This is a genomic window from Actinomyces radicidentis (assembly GCF_001553565.1).
Taxonomy (GTDB): Bacteria; Actinomycetota; Actinomycetes; order Actinomycetales; family Actinomycetaceae; genus Actinomyces; species Actinomyces radicidentis.
The window spans coordinates 820,510-836,326 of the sequence record NZ_CP014228.1 but is presented as its reverse complement, the minus strand read 5'-3'; the positions used below and the strand labels follow the sequence as shown (position 1 = coordinate 836,326).

Here is a 15,817-nt window from a genome sequence, read left to right as displayed (position 1 = left end):
GGCCGCGGTCAGTCCAGGATCTCGCGCAGCGGCGTCCAGCCGACGGGGAGCGGCCCGCGGACGTCGGCGCGGCGCTGGTCCTCGTGGTGCGACCAGCCCTGCGCCTCGCCGGGCTCCCCGACGGCGCCGCGCGCGACGCGCACGCCGACGTCCTCGAGGACGGCGTCCGGGGCGCTCCCGCGTCGCACCGAGGCGCGCACGCTCCACGGCTCGTCGGCCCACCCGCCGCCGCGCAGGCTGCGGTAGTCGGCGTAGCGCGCCGGGTCGGCGTAGTCCCAGCACCACTCCCAGACGTTGCCGAGCGTGTCCGCCAGGCCCCACGCGTTCAGGCTCTTCCGCCCGACGGGCTGGGGGCCGTCGACGTGGTCGAGGCTGGTCCAGGCCGCGCGCTCGAGCGTGTCGTACGTGGGCGTGGTGGTGCCGGCGCGGCAGGCGTACTCCCACTCGGCCTCGGTCGGCAGGCGGTAGCCCTCGGAGGCGGTGTCCCAGGTGACGCGGCGCGCGTCCTCCCCGACCGTGTAGGCGGGGCGGAGTCGGGCCTGCACGGAGAGCTCGTTGCACAGGCGGACCGAGGCGAACCAGGTCAGCGGCGTCGTCGGCAGACCGGTGGCCGGGTCGTGGAGGGGGTGGACGGCGATCTCGAAGGCGTCGAGGGCGACCTCGCGCGTGGTACCGCGGCGGGCGTCGCGCAGGGTGACGGAGCCCGCGGGCAGGGCCACGAGAGCGGGAGGCTGCATGGTCCACATCGTGTCATCCCTCCTGGTGGGCTGGGTAGCTGCGGCCCGTTCGGTCGTTGACGGCTCCGCCCGCGCGACTCAGCCCTCCTCGTCGTCGTCCTGTCAGTCGTCGACGTGAGGCTGCGAGCCGAGGAGCCCCCGCAGCGGCGCGAGGTCCGCGTGGTCGGCGAGGGTGAGCGCGTCGAGGTCGTCGGCGGTGAACCAGGCGAGTCCGTCGTGCTCGTCGGGCGCCGTGTTCGTCGGGGTGCCCCGCCAGGAGACGGCGGCGAAGGCGTGCTTGACGAGGGCCGGGTCCGAGCCCGGCAGGGCGAGAGGGTCGACGCCGTCGAGGGTGATGCCCAGCTCCTCGCGGCACTTGCGCCTCACGGCGTCCTCGGGGGACTCGCCTGGCTCGAGGTGCCCGCCGGGCAGGTCCCAGCAGTCCGGGTAGCTCGCCCGCCCCGGCCGGCGGTGGACGAGGAGAATCCTCCCGTCATCGACGATCGCCGCGACGGCGACCTCGACGGCCTTCCCGGGTGCGCGGAAGCCGAGGCCCTCCTGCAGCCGGAGCAGGTACCCGTCCGGGTCCTGGACGAGTGCCTGGCGCACGCCCGCCTCCTGCTCCGGCCCGACGGCGTACCACCGCTCCTCGGCTTCCATGAACAGGCCGACGTCGGCGCCGTCGAGACGCTGGAGGATCGTGTCCAGGTGGTCGACGGCGAGCTGCAGGTTGATGCCGCGGCCCAGGGGCGCCTCGAACGGGCCCGTGCGCCAGGTCCGGCCGAGGCCGATCTGGTCGAGCATGAGGTGCGCGTCGCCGTGCACGAGGTAGGCGAAGCCCTCCTCGGGGCGGTCGTAGGAGACCGTGAAGCCGATGAGGTCGCGCCAGAAGATGAGTGAGGCGGCGAGGTCGGTAACGGCCAGCTCGGGGACGAGGGTCGTGTCGGGGCGCATGGTGGTCACGCGATGAGGCGCTGATAGCGCTGCCGGGCGGCTTCGCCGGTCGTTCCGACGAGGTCCCCGACGGCAGCCCAGGACATTCCCGAGCGGCGTGCGTCGGCGACGGCGGTGATGACGTGGCGCTCGGCGGTCGCCTGCTCGGCGACGGCGGTGCGAAGGGCGGTCATCGCCGCCACGTCGAGCTCTTCGCCGGCGGTGGGGTCGTAGTCCTCGAATCGCACGGCGAGCTCGTCGGCGTGAGCGAGGATCTCCTCAACGGTACGGGGCATGGTGATCACCTCATGAACTTCTCGCGGGCGTGCATCGCGTGGACGACGACGGTCGTCGTGCCCTGGACGTACCCGACCTCGAGAATGAGTGCTGCTCGATTCGGGCCGATGATCATGGTGAACCCGTCGCCGATGTCCCAGGCGCGGACCGGGTGCCGGTAGGCGTGAAGGATCTCGTCCTCGGTCAGACCGTGCTTGAAGGCGGAAGGGGCGATCAGCGGGTCGTCCATGACTCCAAGGTAACTTGTGTGTTGGCGCACGTCGATGGTCGTCTTCGTCAGCGTCGTCGGCGACAGCGGGGCGCACGCCTTCATGCTCGACACGTGCGTCGCCCTGCTCCGGCTCGGATGATGCGGACGATCAGTACTTCTAGCTGGGTCGTGCGCTATCGCAGCAGGGCGCGGACTGTCCGACGGTGCTCGGCCGCCAGGCCGATCCGGTCCAGGTACTCCGGCACCCGCTCCGCGAAGCGGATGACGATCGGGCGCACCTCCTCCAGCCAGGCCGAGACCTGCGCCGGCGACCACGCCTGCTGCCGGTCATGGGTCGGCGCGTGCGTCGCCGTCCCCGCCATCGCGCGGACCGACAGGGCGTAGTCCTCGGCGACGGCCTCCGGTGGGACGCCCGCCACTGACAGCAGCAGGGCGGACACGAGGCCCGTGCGGTCGCGTCCCGCCGAGCAGTGGACGAGGACCCCCGGCTCGGCGGTCGCCAAGGCCTCGAGCGCACCCCGCACGAGGCCCGGCAGGATGCGCAGGTTGTGCTCCCAGTACTCGGGGGAGTCCAGGACCGGGAAGCAGACGCGGCGGAACTCGGCGTCCTCGTGGTCCTCCAGGGGCGTCGGCACGACCGTCACGCCGTCGGGCGGTACCGCGCCGGGGTCACCGTCGCGGGGGCCGACCTCGTAGGCGCACCGCAGGTCGATGACGGTCCGGAGCCCCCACGCCCGGGCCGCCTCCCAGCCGGCCGCGTCGAGCATCTCGCGGCGCGGCCCGCGGGCCACGCGGTCGAAGGCAGTGGTCCCGCCGTCAGACGCTATGGGGGTGCGCGAGGCCGTCGTGGTCTTGTGGGCCAGGGCCTCGCGTATGCAACCTTCGTGGATCACCACCGAGGCGGTCGTTAGGGGACCGCTGCGGGGTGCCGACATGCATAGGAGACCCTGGTGATTACTGAGCGTACAAGCCTGGGGCTGGACGTTCACGCCCGCAGCGTGAGTGCCGCCGCCATCGATACCCTCACCGGCGAGGTGATCCAACGCCGCCTGGACGGCGAGTACAGCCACACCATCGACCTGGCCTCACGCCTGGCCGCCGAGCACGGACCACTGCTGATCACCTACGAGGCAGGCCCCACCGGCTTCGGACTGGCCCGCGAGCTGACCGCCGCGGGCCACCGGGTGCAGGTCGCCGCACCCTCGAAGCTGGCCCGCCCCGCCGGACAGCGGGTCAAGACCGACCGCACCGACGCGATGTTCCTGGCCGAGTGCGCCCTGAACGGCACGATCACGCCCGTGCGCATCCCTACCCTGGCCCAGGAGGGCGCCCGCGACCTGGTGCGATCCCGCGACGACGCCCGCACCGACCTCATGGCCGCCCGCCACCGCCTGTCCAAGATGCTGCTGCGCCGCGGATGGGTCTACCCCGGCAAGACCACCTGGGGACCCGCCCACGACGCTTGGCTGCGCGCACTGCGCCGCGAGGACGTCCCCGCCCTGGGCGCCGGCGCCACCGCGGCCTTCGACGACGCCTACGACACCGTCACCCACACCCTGGCACGACGCGACCGCCTCGATACCGCCATCGCCGCCCTGGCCGCCGACAGTGAGTTCACCCCCGTCACCGCCCGCCTGTCCTGCCTGAGAGGCATCTCCACACTGACCGGCTTCGCCCTCGCCGTCGAGATCGGCGACTGGCACCGCTTCACCGGCGCGACCATCGCCTCCTACCTCGGACTGGTCCCCTGCGAGCACTCCTCGGGCCAGACCCGCACCCAGGGCGGCATCACCAAGACCGGCAACACCCACGCCCGACGTCTCCTGACCGAAGCCGCCTGGCAGCACAAGAGCCCCTACCGCCCCGGCCCCGCCCTGCGAGCCGCATGGGCCAAGGTCCCCGGGGACGTCGCCACCCGGGCCGACACCGGCAACAGGCGCCTGAACAGGCGCTGGCAGACCCTGGCCAGCCACCACAAACGTCACACGATCGCCAACACCGCCATCGCCCGGGAGCTCGCAGGCTGGTGCTGGTCCCTGGCCGTCATGGACCACTAGAACGCCCACAGACCGCGCTGACCGGCACCACCAGGGCCCAGAGGGGAAGCAGCGTGAGGAGGACACCGGCGATTCGACTGTGAGCACCCCCAAGGGCACGCTCGACCTCAGACAAGCCAGCTCCTCCCACCGAAACCAGCGTCATGCGGCACACAGACCCGCGCATATCAGACTGACCACGCGTCGACACCAGACACGCCACCCCCACCCCACCGGCCAACGCCGAAGAGGGGGCACCCACCGGCCAGTGGATGCCCCCTCTTCACCCTGCCACTTGACAGGAAACCCCTACATATCAGTCGTGGGCAGACCGCCCAGGTCGCGCAGGTTGGGGACGCCGCCCCAGCTGAGCTCTCGCATGATCCCGAGGCTATCCGGGGCGTCGACCGCCGTCACCAGCGCCGCCTGGGTGGGTTCGCAGCGGGGGCCCAGGAGCTCTCCCTACCTTTCCGGCCATGAGTACCAGCTCCTGGCCGACGGCGGCCCGTACCGAGCTCCGACCCGCATCTGTCCGGGCCACCGCGGACCCGGGCGACGGCCTGCTCCTCATGTCCGACGCCGAGCTGAGCGCCTGCCGCGTCCCGGCCTTCCTCGCCACCTACAGGCCGGCCCGGCTCACGCTCGGCGACCCCGGCCTGCACCACCACGGCGCCGCTGGGGCGACCGAGGCGCTCGCGGACGCGCTCGTCCACCGACGACGGGGGAGCGTCCACGCGCTCATGAGCCGGTCGGGCGCCGCGGTCGAGGTGCGCCTGCCCAACGGTCCGGACGGTCTCAGCGCGGAGGTGACGGGCATCGACGTCGTCCGCGTCGCCGAGCGCAGCGCCGCGGTCGCCGACGTGGACGCGCTGCTGCGCGCAGGCGGCCGCGTGAGCGCGCTGCGCCTCCTGTGGGGCTATGAGGACGACGCCGGACGGGCCGTCATCCCGTGCCTGGAGCCGGGCGTGTGGCGCCTGCGCGCCTGGGGAGTGCGTCTCCAGCGCCCGGGGCTAGGGCGAGCTGTCCACGAGGGCGCCTCAGAGCCGTCGTCCCGATAGTCGTCGTCGCGTTCCCGCAGGTCAGGGGCCTGGGTGCGTCTCGGGTCCCGCGCGCCGTGCCTCCTGAGGCGTCCTCGTGGACAGCCGTCAGGCCTCGGCTGGTCGCGCGCCCTGCAGGACGGCCGGGTTGCGCATCCCGGCGCCGGCGAGCGGCCAGAATCCGCGCTGCTCGTAGTAGGGCACGAGCTCGGGGTCGCAGCACAGGTCGATGGCGTACATGCCGTCGAGCTGGGTGACCATCCGGCGCAGCAGCTCGGTGCCGAGTCCCGCTCCCTGGTGGTCGGGGCGGACCTCGAGCCAGGGGATGAAGGCGTTGAGGACGCCGTCGCTGATCGCGTTGACGTAGCCGACGACGCGGTCCCCCTCCAGCGCCCAGACGCGCCGGTAGGAGCCGTCCATGACGGCGATGAGCTGCTCCGCCGAGGGCGGCGTCGGCCACCCGAGGAACAGACCCTCGACCTGCGAGGCCTCCACGGCGCCCGGCTCCGTGAGGAAGCGGATGCCACGCCTCCGCCAGCCCTCGATGCCCGCGCAGACGTCCGGGGCGATCCAGTACCGGCGGCGCGGCCCGTCCTCGTGGTCGACGACGTTCTCGAGCACCCCGCCGCAGGACTCGATGGTCGCGGCCGAGGCGGCGTTGGAGTCGTCGCAGGTGACCAGCACGCGGTCGGCGCCGTCGGCCGCGAGGAGCTCGACGGACTGACGCAGCATCTCGTGGGCGTAGCCGCGGCGCCGGAACTCCGGCCCGACCGTGTAGCCGACGTTGCCGCCGAAGCGGCGCAGCCAGTCGGTGAGCCCGTAGCGGATGGAGACCCGTCCGACGACCTCCCCGTCGACCTCGGCGAGGAGGAAGTCCGAGCGCACGTGACGCGGGCGCAGCCTCACGCCTTCGTGCTCCTTGCGGACGGTCTCGAGGATCTCGTCCCAGGTGCCGTCCGCGAGGAGGAAGGAGAAGCCCTCGGCGGTGAGCTGCTCGTGCAGGCGGCGGCAGGCGGCCTCGTCGTCGGGCGTCGGCGGGCGCAGGGTGAGGTCCATGCGCTGACGGTAGTCGGCTCGACAGGCTCTGAACGGAGCGCGGCCGCCTCTGGCGCGACCGCGTGTGGTGCAGGGAACTTGTCCCGGTGCTTGAAACGACTCAGCCTGGAGCCGCAAAGGAATCGGACGGGGTCGCTCGAGGTGCGCCGGGCTCCGCGTCGTCGCGGAGCGCGGTGGAGTCAACAGACCTCAAGGGAGAGCAGCATGGCCGATCTCGACTACAAGAACGACGTCGCGGCCGAGTTCCGCGGCAGCAGCGAGGGACTGCCGGTCTACAACCCGGCGACCGGCGAGCAGATCGCCACCGTCCCGGGCGCCACCTAGCAGGACGCCGACGACGCGATGCGGGCCGCGTGGGAGGCCCGCAGGGAGTGGGCGCTGACCCCGGCCTCCGAGCGCGCCGGCTACGTGGGGCGCATGGCCGGCGGCGTGCGCGCCAACCGGCAGATGTTCATCGACACCCTCATCGCCGAGCAGTCCAAGACGCCCGAGCTCGCCGCCGTCGAGGTCGACTTCACCGCCGACTACCTCGAGTACACCGCCGGCTGGGCCCTGCGCATCGAGGGCGAGGTCATCGAGTCCGACCGCCCCAACGAGCGGATCCTGCTCCTGCGCAAGCCGCTGGGCGTCGCCGTCGGCATCCTGCCCTGGAACTTCCCGTTCTTCCTCATCGCCCGCAAGCTCGCCCCGGCGCTCGTCACCGGCAACACGGCGGTCATCAAGCCGGCCAGCGACACCCCGATCAACGCGATGCAGCTCGCGCGGATGGCGGCGGACCTCGGCCTGCCCAAGGGCTTGTTCAACATGCTGTCAGCCTCCGGCTCCGTCGGCGGTCACCTCGCCGGTCACCCGAAGGCCGACCTCGTCTCCTTCACCGGCTCGGTCCCGGTCGGCGAGAAGATCATGTCCGCCGCCACCCGCAACGTCACGAAGGTGTCCCTCGAGCTGGGCGGCAAGGCCCCGGCCATCGTCCTCGACGACGCCGACATCGACCTCGCCGTCAAGGCGATCCACGGCTCGCGCGTCATCAACTCGGGCCAGGTCTGCAACAACGCCGAGCGCGTCTACGTCACCCGCGGCGTCGCCGACGAGTTTATCGACAAGATGTCCAAGGCGATGGCGGCCACCCGGTACGGCGACCCGCAGGTCGACAAGAACCTCGACATGGGCGCCCTCATCAACCTGGACGCCGTCGAGCGCATCGACGACATGGTCGAGCGCGCCAAGGCCGCGGGCGCCACCGTCGTCACGGGCGGCAAGCGCGCCGACCGCGACAAGGGCGCCCTCTACGAGCGCACCGTCCTCACCTGCATGACGCAGGACTCCGAGATCATCCAGGAGGAGGTCTTCGACCCGGTCCTGCCGATCGTCGTCGTCGACGACTTCGACGAGGCCATCGCCAAGGCCAACGACTCCGAGTTCGGCCTCACGTCCTCGCTCTACACGAGCTCGCTCGCGGCCACGATGAAGGGCGTGCGGGAGATCGACTTCGGCTAGACCTACGTCAACCGCGAGAACTTCGAGGCCATGCAGGGCTTCCACGCCGGCACCCGCCGCTCCGGCATCGGCGGCGCCGACGGCAAGCACGGCCTGTACGAGTACACCCGCACGCAGGTCGTCTACATCGAGGCCTGAGCCGCGCGTACGCAGGTCCCACGACGGCGGTGCGTCCCGAGCGATCGGGGCGCACCGCCGTCGTCGCGTTGACCACGGGGTCTGGGGTACCGCCAAGGATCAGTGCGGGTCGGTGTGCAGGAGCTCGTCCCAGTCGGCGTCGAGCAGGTCTCCGACCGCGTCGACGACGAGGACGGCTCCCGCTTCCGTCAGCTCGTCGACGCCGAAGCCGCCGGTGCGCACCGCGACACAGGGAGCGCCGAGGCGCCTCGCCGCCTCGATGTCCCACGTGCTGTCGCCAACGAGCAGAGCACCGGTACCCCCGGCCTTCTCGAGGGCGGAGGCGAGGATGTCGGGCTCGGGCTTGGAGGCGTCGGCGTCGGAGGACGTCGTCAGGGAGTCGAAGTCGTCGGCCCGCATCCCGATCGTCTCGAGCGCACGGTCGGCGAACTCGCTGTTCGAGCTGGTGGCCAGGGCCACCCTCATCCCCCGTTCGTGAAGCAGGTCGACGAGCTCACGGACCCCGTCGAACGCCCGGACCTCCTCCAGCATCGGGCGGTAGGCGTCCTCCCAGGCCTCGCGCAGCGCGTCCCCGTGCTCGTCCTCCACGCGCTCGTCGGTCACGTGCTCGACGAGTTGGTCGCCGCCCATGCCGATGGCTCGGTGGATGCGCCACAACGGCGGCTGCATGCCGCACGTCTCGAAGGCCTTCGCCCAGGCGATGGCGCAGTGGTAGGTGGAGTCGATGAGAGTGCCGTCGACGTCGAGCAGGACCGTGTCGCGTGTCATGGCACCACCGTCGCACGGATGGGCCGGATTTGCTGCGTAGGGGGCTCGACGGGAGGCCGGCGAGATGGGCGGCGACCCGCGGAGCGCTCGCGCTGCCCCTAGACTCGCGCGCGTGGAACAGCCCGTGCTCCGAGCCGAGGGCCTCGTCCTCTCACCTCCCGTGGTCGATGACGCCGCGGCGTGGGCCGACGTCCAGGACGAGGTGTGCGCCCGCTGGTTCGGCTGGCCCGGGCGCCCTACCGTCGAGCGCTGCCGCGACTGCCGCGGCAGCCTGGTCGACGAGCAGGAGGAGGACTCCTTCACCTGGGCGATCCGCGATGGGGAGGCCCTGGTCGGCGGCATCGATCTCAAGCTCGACGACGGCGCCTGGAACGTCTCGTACTTCGTCCACCCGGAGCGCCGCGGCGAGCACGTTGCCCGGCGGGCCCTGCGCGCAGTGGTCGCGTTGGCGTTCACCGGCCTGGGGCTCGACGCGGTCTCGACGCGCGTCCACGTGGAGAACGTCGCCAGCCGACGGGTCCTCGGGGCCTCGGGCTTCGTCCCCGTCGAGACCGTGAGGTCCGCGTGGGGCGATCACGACGACGTCGTCTACGAGTGCGTGCGGGGACCCGTCACGAGCAGGTAGCCGGCAGCGATCAGGCAGCCGGCGCCGACTACGGGGTACATCTCACGGAAGCTCCAGTACTGGACGAGCAGCGCCCCCGCCGCCATCGAGGCGACCGATGCGATCGTGAACAGGGGGTGACGGCGGTCAACACCCGGCCCATGAGGGCGGCTGGAGTGAGGCGCTGCTGCAGGGTCCCGGATGCGACGAGCACCACCGGGAGCATCGTGCTGAGCACCGTGACGATCACGAGGAACACCCAGATCGTGGGGGCGGCGGCGCATGCGCCGAGCGCGGAGGACGCCAGACCCACCGTCATGGCACGGCGCTCGCCCGCCAGCCGGGCCAGGCTCGCCGATCCGAGCGCGCCGACGATCATCCCGACGCTCTGCGCCGCCGCGACGGAGGTCGCCCAGGTCGCCGGGCGGTGGAAGGTGTCGGTGACCGAGTACATGGCCCCATCGAGCAGCCCTGCGACAGCTTCCACGATCCATAGCGCGACGACGGCGTCGAGCAGTGGTTTCGTGCGCAGGACGTGGCGGGTCCCGGCGGACATCTCCGACTAGAGGTTCGTGTCCTCGCCGCGTCGCGCCTGCGCAGGCGGCTCCCGGAACCGCGTGAACACCATGGCCCCGGCGATGAACGACGCTGCGGCGAGGATATTGGGGCCCGCTCCGCCCCACGCGGTGTACAGCGCGGCCCCGGCGATCGGTGCGATGAGCTGGAGGACCGTCGCGACGCTCTGCTGGACGCCCTGCGCGTCGGCCAGGAGGTCGTCGGGGACGATGCTGCGCTGCAGGGCCGAGGACGCCGAGGGGAGGATGGCCCCGGAGGTGCCGTAAAGGACGGCGACGCCCCAGATGATCCACACGTCCCCCGGGGTGCGCACGCGAACCAACGGCAGCAGCGCGATCGCGGAGACCGTGTTCCCGATGACGATGGCGGTGTGCCGCGGGAAGCGATCGACGAGGAGGCCCGAGGCCGGAGCCACGAGCGTGGGCGCCATGGGAAGCGCCATCGTGAGCCCCGCCTGCGAGCTCGAGCCAGTCAGCCGCTTGGTCCACATGCTCAGGACGAGCACCATGACCGTGTCGCCGAACCAGTTCAGGCAGCGTCCTGCGAGCCACCGGGAGTAGGCGGGGATCCGCAGCAGTGCCTGGTCCACAACTCGTCCTCCACCGGGAGGAGCCAGCCGACGAACTCGTACAGGTGGGAGACCTCCGGGCGCGTCGACGGGTCGGAGCGCCGCTCGGCGAAGTCGGGAACGAGCTCCTGGAGCCGGTGGAAGGCCTCGATGAGATGGCGCGCCTCGTCGTCGGTGAGCCACGTGGCGTTCGAGCCGTGGACGGCGGGGAGGGCCTCGTCCGGCGCGGCGCGCGCCATGACGCGCAGCATGCGATCCACCTGGATCGTCCCGGGTTTTGTGGAGGGTGCGTAGTCACGCGGCGACGGTAGCCGACGTGGTGGTGTGATCGTAGTAGCGGGCCTCGACGGCGACTGGTGGTAGTTCGTCGGGGTTGGTGCGGTGAGGCCGGGTGTGGTTGTACCAGTCGACCCAAGAGGCGGTGGCGGCCTTGAGGTCGTCTCGGGCCTTCCATGAGCGGGTCCAGATGAGCTCGCACTCGTAGGACTTGTTCAGGGCCTCGGCGGCCGCGTTGCCGTAGGAGGACCCGACGGCGCCGGTGGACGCCTCGATACCCTCACTCAGGAGACGATCGGCGTACCTGATGGACAGGTGACTTTGAGCCGTGGTCGGAGTGGTGCGCGAGCCCGGCCAGGCTGCGCCCGTCACAGTCCTTGCGCTGCCACACGGCCTGCTCGAGAGCCAAGAGGACAAAGTCGGTGCCCCGTCCGGCTGGGGGTCGACCACCCCACGATCCGGCGCGAGTAGAGATCCATCACGAAGGCCGTGTAGCAGAACCCGGACCAGGTGCGGATGTAGGCGTACGTCCACGACCCACCGCCGATTGGGATGCTCGGCGGTGAAGTCGCGGCGGACCAGGTCCTCGGGCTAGCGTGAGCAGGCCGCGGGCCGTGCGGTGCGCATCGAGCGTCCCGGCCCGATACCGACCATCCCCAGGGCCCGCATGCGCCGCTCGACGGTGCAGCGAGCCACCCGGAGGGCCGGCTCGGCGGCGTTGATCAGACGCCAGGTCTTACGCGACCCCAGGGCGGCGTTGAAGGACTGCTCACGCAACGCTCGCAGGCGCTCATCAACCACCGCGCCTGACACCGCCCTGCGCGAGGGCGAGCGGTTGCGGGCGGCGTAGTAGCCGCACCTTGGCGACGTGCAGGCCTGAGCTGGTCAGGACCCTGCAGATCGGCACGGGCCCCGAACTGCTCCTTGTGAGAGTCGATGAACTGGTAGGTCAGCGAGTGGGGCGGCCTGGCTCCGCCGCGAAAAAAGCTGAGGCGCTCTTCAGAATGGCGTTGGCTCTGCGAAGCTCTCGGTTCTCGGCCTCGAGCTGGCGGATCCGCTCCGCGTCGCTCGTGGTGGTCCCGGCTCGCGCTCCCGAGTCGACCTGGGCCTGACAGAGCCATCCACGAAGCGTCTCGCCGTTGATGTCGAGCTCCTCACCGATGCGTCGAGGCAGCCCTTGGCCCGCTCGGGGTCCTTCAGCGCGTCCAGGCACAGGCGGATCGCTCGCTCCTTGAGCTCCTCGGGATACGTCCTGGGTGCTGGCATGGTCATCATCCTTCCGTGGATTCAGACCCTCCACCACACCCGGGACGATCCAGTGCCGGCATTGGCATCCACACCCCATTCAAGGGCACCAACCTCGACCACGGGAACCACTGCTACAACCGGCTCCAGCGCGCGCTACGCGCGCCCGCCGAACGCCCCAACGCCATCCTCAAGAGCTACCGAGCCCTCCGCCACGTCACTCTCAGCCCTCACCGAATCGGCGACATCGTCGCCGCCACACTCGTCATCGCCACCATGACCCGAGGTCGCTGGTGAGAAAAACTCACTCCCACTCGCGGAATTCCTGTCAGGGGCCGAGGTGGTGGGTGGCCGCGTCGGGGATGCGTCGAGGCCCGTGGCGCAGCGGCTCGGGAGCCGCCACGCCACGGGCCTCGACAGGACGGGACCGACACGCGCGAACATGGTGTCGTGCCCGGGCCGGGCCGCCGGCGTGCTGCCGACGGGCCCCGGCCCGTTCGCGTCACTTCGCGATCATGCCGTGCGGGTCGATGATGTACTTCAGGTCCGAGCCCTTGTCGAAGTCGGCGTAGGCCTGGGGGGCCTCGTCGAGGCTGATGACCGTCGGGTTCAGCATCTCGCGCAGGTAGGGCATGCGGTCCCACAGGATCGCCATCATCAGCTGGCGGTTGTAGCGCATGATCGGCGCCTGGCCACCGGTGACGTGCGGGGACTTGATCCACGCCTGACCGAAGTCGAGGTCGAAGGTGCCCTCCTGGGCCTTCTTGGACTTCGCGATCGGATCGGGGCCGTAGACGCCGATGATGCCGGTGGCGCCACCGGCGCGCGTGACGTCGAGGACCTGGTTGATGGCGGCGGCCGGGTCCATCATCTTCGCGTCCTTGCCCAGTCCGTGGGCCTCGGAGCCGACGTAGTCCACGGCGGCGTCGACCATCGGCTCACCGAGGATCTGCTCGATCTGGTCGGTCAGCGGGACGTCCTGGTTGAGGTCGATCGTCTCGCAGCCGGCCTTGCGGACCAGCTCGAGGCGCTTGGTGTCGTGGTCGCCGACGATGATGCACGAGGCACCCAGGAGGCGGGCGGCTGCCGCACCGCAGCGGCCCACGGGGCCGGCACCCGCCAGGTAGACGGTCGAGCCGGGGCCGACGCCGGCCTCGATCAAGCCGTGGAAGGCGGTCGGCAGGATGTCGGACAGCACGGCCAGCTCGAGGATCTTGTCCATCGCCTGGTCGCGGTCGGGGAAGCGCAGCAGCTGGAAGTCGGCGTACGGCACGAACAGGTAGTCGGCCTGCCCGCCCTGGAAGTTGCCGAGGTTGAAGCCGTACGCGGCGCAGGCCTTCTCGGGGTTGGCCGTCTCGCACACCTCGGTGCGCCCGGCGCGGCAGTTGCGGCACCGGCCGCACGCCACGTTGAACGGCACCGAGACGATGTCGCCCTCCTTGAGGAACTCGACGTCGCTGCCGACCTCGACGACCTGGCCGGTCATCTCGTGCCCCATGACCATGCCGTCTGGGACGGGAAAGGAGCCACGGTAGATGTGCAGGTCGCTGCCGCAGATGTTCGTCGCGACGATCTTGAGGATGACGCCGTGCGGGGCCTTGCGGCCGTCGGGCATCTCCAGCTTCGGGAAGTCGAGGGTATCGACCTTCACGGTGCCGGTGCCGTGGAAGACCACGGCGCGATTGCGCTCGGTCATGCTTCACTCCATGCTTCAAGGGGATGGGAAAAACACCCTACCCGACCGGACCCCTATCCCCTGACCCTCGACGGGCTGCTACACGAATGGCCGCCCGGCTGCTGTCGCGATCACGAAAACCAGGACCAATCCGTCCCACCTGGCATACACGGAGGCGACAGTCACCGCGTATGCAATGTGGACCTAGACCTTACGATCTAGGACTCCCTGTAAACGAGGGTTGCGCGGGTCACTAGTGTGACGCCGGCCGTTTAGGGTCTCCGAGGTACTCTCGGCGACACTGAGAATGTTGCGGGCCGCGTTCCGGTCGCGATCCATGATGAGACCGCAGGTCTTGCACTCGTAGACTCGGTAACCCAGGGGAAGGCTGGCTTTCACGGCCCGCACTGGCTACAGGCCTTCGACGAGGGGTAGTACCGGTCGATCCCATCGCCTCGGGCGCCCCCGTCGTGGTCGCCGACGAGCCCACCGGCAACCTCGACCGCGCCACCGGCACCCAGGTCATGGACACCCTCGAGCGCCTCAACGAACGCGGCACCACCCTCATCGTCGTCACCGACGACCCCGACGTCGCCGCCCGCGCCCACCGCCGCCTCCACGTCCTAGACGGACACGTCACCGAGACCACCCAGCCCGCCAGCCCCACCCCGAGCGCCGACACCGCGGTCCTGGCGACCAAGCCGCCCGCACCCGAGGGTCGCCCCTCGGGCCTGCGCCTGCCCGACGGGATCATCGGCGGATTCTTGAGGTGGTCGCAATTTAGGTGGTTAGTATGAAGCGCTCGGCGCTGTTACGTCTCAGGACTTCGGTGACAGTTCTGCCTCAGGACATCGGTGACAGTTCTAGGGGTTTGGGAGGTGGCACTTCGGGTCGGATTGGCCCATGAGCTCAACGAACCCTCGTGTTGATCCTCGTGTGCGTCTGGCGATCGTTCGCTGGCCCCAGGACGCCCCACGCGGCGCAGTGACGACCTTCTGCGCTGAGCAGTCGATCTCCCGCAAGACCTTCTACGCGATCCGCGCCAGGGCCCGCGTCGAGGGCGAGGCAGCAGCCCTGGAGCCCCCGCCCGCTCACGAGCCCCACCGCCATCAGCGACGACCAGCGTGCTCAGGCCCTGGCGGTGCGGGCGGCACTGGCCTCCTCAGGCCTGGACAACGGCCCGATCTCGGTGCACGACAAGATGAAGGCCATGGGCCTGGCCGCCCCCTCGCCGGCGTCCCTGGCCAGGATCTTCCGCGCCGAGGGTGCCGCGCGAGCCGAACCGCGCAAGCGGCCCCGCTCGGCGTTCAGACGCTTCGTCTACCCCGCCCCCAACGCCTGCTGGCAGCTGGACGCCACCGAGTACGTACTCACCGGCGGACGCAAGGCCGTCATCTTCCAGCTCCAAGACGACCACTCCCGCCTAGCGGTCGCCTCCCTGGTCGCCGGCGCGGAGACCAGCCAGGCGGCCGTCGCCGTGTTCGACAAGGGCGTCGCCGCCCGTGGGGTGCCCCAGCGCCTGCTCACCGACAACGGGCTCGCAATGAACCCCACCCGCCGCAGCGTGACCGGCCGTCTGGTGGAGCACGTCCGCTCCCTGGGGGTTACGCCGATCACGGGCAAGCCCTACAAGCCCACCACCCAGGGCAAGAACGAGCGCTTCCACCGCACCCTGTTCCGCTACCTCGACGCCCAGCCGATGGCCTCCACCATCGAACAGCTCCAGGGCCAGGTCGACGACTTCGACCTCATCTACAACACCGAGCGCCCCAACCAGGCCCTGCCCGGGCGCATCACGCCCCAACAGGCGTGGGACGCCACCCCCGTCGCCACCCCTCCGCGGCCCACCCCACCGGCTGAGCCTGTCAGTGTCGGCGATACCCCCGCACCCGCAACGGTGCAGACAGGCGCGTCGGGCCAGCCCCGGCGGGGCGCCAGGCCGCCCCAGCGGCGCAAGACCCCGCCGTCGGGGACCCGGACGGTCCGCATGGGGACCAACGGGACCATCAACCTCGCCTCCGTGATGTTCCTGGTCTCCAAGACCCACACCGGCCGCGAGGTCATCCTCGACTGGGACCCCGAGGCCATCGCCATCGCCACCACCGACGGTGAGGTCCTCGCACAGTACGACTGGCCCGCCCCCGGCGTCCGATACGTCGCGACCTACGCCCCCCGACCCCACCA

Annotated in this window: 18 protein-coding genes and 2 pseudogenes; 6 read left to right on the top strand and 14 right to left on the bottom strand. The window is 70.8% G+C overall.

Going from position 1 to position 15,817, the window contains the following annotated elements:
- Window positions 1–8: 8 nt before the first annotated feature.
- From AXF14_RS03590 to AXF14_RS03570, 5 genes are all read right to left on the bottom strand, one after another.
- Window positions 9–737, bottom strand: a complete 729-nt coding sequence (locus AXF14_RS03590) for a formylglycine-generating enzyme family protein (protein WP_067943973.1) — start codon at window positions 735–737, stop codon at window positions 9–11.
- 102 nt (window positions 738–839) lie between these two features.
- Window positions 840–1,670, bottom strand: coding sequence for an NUDIX domain-containing protein (locus AXF14_RS14750; protein WP_084355617.1), 831 nt, complete (start codon window positions 1,668–1,670; stop codon window positions 840–842).
- Window positions 1,671–1,675: 5 nt separating this feature from the next.
- Window positions 1,676–1,945: a hypothetical protein gene (locus AXF14_RS03580; protein ID WP_236755925.1), complete on the bottom strand. Its 270-nt coding sequence runs from the start codon at window positions 1,943–1,945 to the stop codon at window positions 1,676–1,678.
- 5 nt (window positions 1,946–1,950) lie between these two features.
- On the bottom strand, window positions 1,951–2,175 hold the full coding sequence (locus AXF14_RS03575; protein WP_067940900.1) for a hypothetical protein: 225 nt from the start codon (window positions 2,173–2,175) through the stop codon (window positions 1,951–1,953).
- A gap of 155 nt (window positions 2,176–2,330) precedes the next feature.
- Complete coding sequence (locus AXF14_RS03570; RefSeq protein WP_236755918.1) at window positions 2,331–3,053, bottom strand: tyrosine-protein phosphatase; 723 nt, start codon at window positions 3,051–3,053, stop codon at window positions 2,331–2,333.
- A 54-nt stretch (window positions 3,054–3,107) separates the two neighbouring features.
- Between AXF14_RS03570 and AXF14_RS03565 the strand changes: the two genes are divergently transcribed.
- Together AXF14_RS03565 and AXF14_RS03560 are read left to right on the top strand one after the other, a co-directional pair.
- Complete coding sequence (locus AXF14_RS03565) at window positions 3,108–4,214, top strand: IS110 family RNA-guided transposase (protein ID WP_067939027.1); 1,107 nt, start codon at window positions 3,108–3,110, stop codon at window positions 4,212–4,214.
- A 455-nt stretch (window positions 4,215–4,669) separates the two neighbouring features.
- Window positions 4,670–5,251 carry a hypothetical protein gene (locus tag AXF14_RS03560; RefSeq protein ID WP_067940898.1) on the top strand — a complete coding sequence of 194 codons (582 nt, stop codon included), beginning with the start codon at window positions 4,670–4,672 and terminating at the stop codon, window positions 5,249–5,251.
- Window positions 5,252–5,338: 87 nt separating this feature from the next.
- Here the strand turns inward: AXF14_RS03560 and AXF14_RS14100 are convergent, their stop codons facing one another.
- A complete protein-coding gene (locus AXF14_RS14100) occupies window positions 5,339–6,286 on the bottom strand; it encodes a GNAT family N-acetyltransferase (RefSeq protein WP_211260122.1) in 948 nt (315 codons plus the stop codon).
- 336 nt (window positions 6,287–6,622) lie between these two features.
- On the opposite strand from AXF14_RS14100, the pseudogene aldA reads away from it, so the two are divergent.
- Window positions 6,623–7,783 (top strand): annotated as a pseudogene (gene aldA / locus AXF14_RS03545) (aldehyde dehydrogenase); the annotation flags it as partial.
- A 237-nt stretch (window positions 7,784–8,020) separates the two neighbouring features.
- On the opposite strand, the gene AXF14_RS03540 reads toward aldA, so the two are convergent.
- On the bottom strand, window positions 8,021–8,689 hold the full coding sequence (locus tag AXF14_RS03540) for an HAD family hydrolase (RefSeq protein WP_067940896.1): 669 nt from the start codon (window positions 8,687–8,689) through the stop codon (window positions 8,021–8,023).
- A gap of 112 nt (window positions 8,690–8,801) precedes the next feature.
- On the opposite strand from AXF14_RS03540, the gene AXF14_RS03535 reads away from it, so the two are divergent.
- Entirely contained in the window at window positions 8,802–9,314 is a 513-nt protein-coding gene (locus tag AXF14_RS03535) for a GNAT family N-acetyltransferase (protein WP_169798246.1), read from the top strand.
- 28 nt (window positions 9,315–9,342) lie between these two features.
- Here the strand turns inward: AXF14_RS03535 and AXF14_RS03530 are convergent, their stop codons facing one another.
- The 7 genes from AXF14_RS03530 to AXF14_RS14855 form a co-directional block, all read right to left on the bottom strand.
- Window positions 9,343–9,849, bottom strand: a complete 507-nt coding sequence (locus AXF14_RS03530) for an MFS transporter (protein ID WP_067940892.1) — start codon at window positions 9,847–9,849, stop codon at window positions 9,343–9,345.
- 6 nt (window positions 9,850–9,855) lie between these two features.
- Window positions 9,856–10,458, bottom strand: a complete 603-nt coding sequence (locus AXF14_RS03525) for an MFS transporter (protein ID WP_150118410.1) — start codon at window positions 10,456–10,458, stop codon at window positions 9,856–9,858.
- Window positions 10,398–10,697: an iron-containing alcohol dehydrogenase gene (locus AXF14_RS03520; RefSeq protein WP_150118409.1), complete on the bottom strand. Its 300-nt coding sequence runs from the start codon at window positions 10,695–10,697 to the stop codon at window positions 10,398–10,400. The genes AXF14_RS03525 and AXF14_RS03520 overlap by 61 nt, the downstream gene beginning before the upstream one ends.
- A 34-nt stretch (window positions 10,698–10,731) precedes the next feature.
- Window positions 10,732–11,085 (bottom strand): integrase core domain-containing protein, encoded by a 354-nt coding sequence (locus AXF14_RS13880; RefSeq protein WP_169798245.1) that lies wholly within the window; start codon window positions 11,083–11,085, stop codon window positions 10,732–10,734.
- Between the two features lie 219 nt (window positions 11,086–11,304).
- A complete protein-coding gene (locus AXF14_RS14865) occupies window positions 11,305–11,514 on the bottom strand; it encodes an IS3 family transposase (RefSeq protein ID WP_417861630.1) in 210 nt (69 codons plus the stop codon).
- Between the two features lie 946 nt (window positions 11,515–12,460).
- Entirely contained in the window at window positions 12,461–13,654 is a 1,194-nt protein-coding gene (locus AXF14_RS03510) for an alcohol dehydrogenase catalytic domain-containing protein (protein WP_067940886.1), read from the bottom strand.
- 183 nt (window positions 13,655–13,837) lie between these two features.
- Complete coding sequence (locus AXF14_RS14855; protein WP_169798244.1) at window positions 13,838–14,032, bottom strand: zinc ribbon domain-containing protein; 195 nt, start codon at window positions 14,030–14,032, stop codon at window positions 13,838–13,840.
- A 71-nt stretch (window positions 14,033–14,103) separates the two neighbouring features.
- Here AXF14_RS14855 and AXF14_RS03505 point away from each other — a divergent pair, with 71 nt between their 5' ends.
- Window positions 14,104–14,430 carry a P-loop NTPase family protein gene (locus AXF14_RS03505; RefSeq protein WP_067940884.1) on the top strand — a complete coding sequence of 109 codons (327 nt, stop codon included), beginning with the start codon at window positions 14,104–14,106 and terminating at the stop codon, window positions 14,428–14,430.
- 106 nt (window positions 14,431–14,536) lie between these two features.
- A pseudogene (locus AXF14_RS03500) lies at window positions 14,537–15,794 on the top strand (DDE-type integrase/transposase/recombinase); the annotation flags it as partial.
- Window positions 15,795–15,817 lie beyond the last annotated feature (23 nt).

Excerpts from the sequence above, each read along its gene's own strand:
- AXF14_RS14750 (WP_084355617.1), bottom strand. The coding sequence starts at position 1,670 with ATGCGCCCCGACACGACCCTCGTCCCCGAGCTGGCCGTTACCGACCTC.
- AXF14_RS03510 (WP_067940886.1), bottom strand. The coding sequence starts at position 13,654 with ATGACCGAGCGCAATCGCGCCGTGGTCTTCCACGGCACCGGCACCGTG.
- AXF14_RS03590 (WP_067943973.1), bottom strand. The coding sequence starts at position 737 with ATGCAGCCTCCCGCTCTCGTGGCCCTGCCCGCGGGCTCCGTCACCCTG.
- AXF14_RS14100 (WP_211260122.1), bottom strand. The coding sequence starts at position 6,286 with ATGGACCTCACCCTGCGCCCGCCGACGCCCGACGACGAGGCCGCCTGC.
- AXF14_RS03580 (WP_236755925.1), bottom strand. The coding sequence starts at position 1,945 with ATGCCCCGTACCGTTGAGGAGATCCTCGCTCACGCCGACGAGCTCGCC.
- AXF14_RS03560 (WP_067940898.1), top strand. The coding sequence starts at position 4,670 with ATGAGTACCAGCTCCTGGCCGACGGCGGCCCGTACCGAGCTCCGACCC.
- AXF14_RS03575 (WP_067940900.1), bottom strand. The coding sequence starts at position 2,175 with ATGGACGACCCGCTGATCGCCCCTTCCGCCTTCAAGCACGGTCTGACC.
- AXF14_RS03540 (WP_067940896.1), bottom strand. The coding sequence starts at position 8,689 with ATGACACGCGACACGGTCCTGCTCGACGTCGACGGCACTCTCATCGAC.
- AXF14_RS03530 (WP_067940892.1), bottom strand. The coding sequence starts at position 9,849 with ATGTCCGCCGGGACCCGCCACGTCCTGCGCACGAAACCACTGCTCGAC.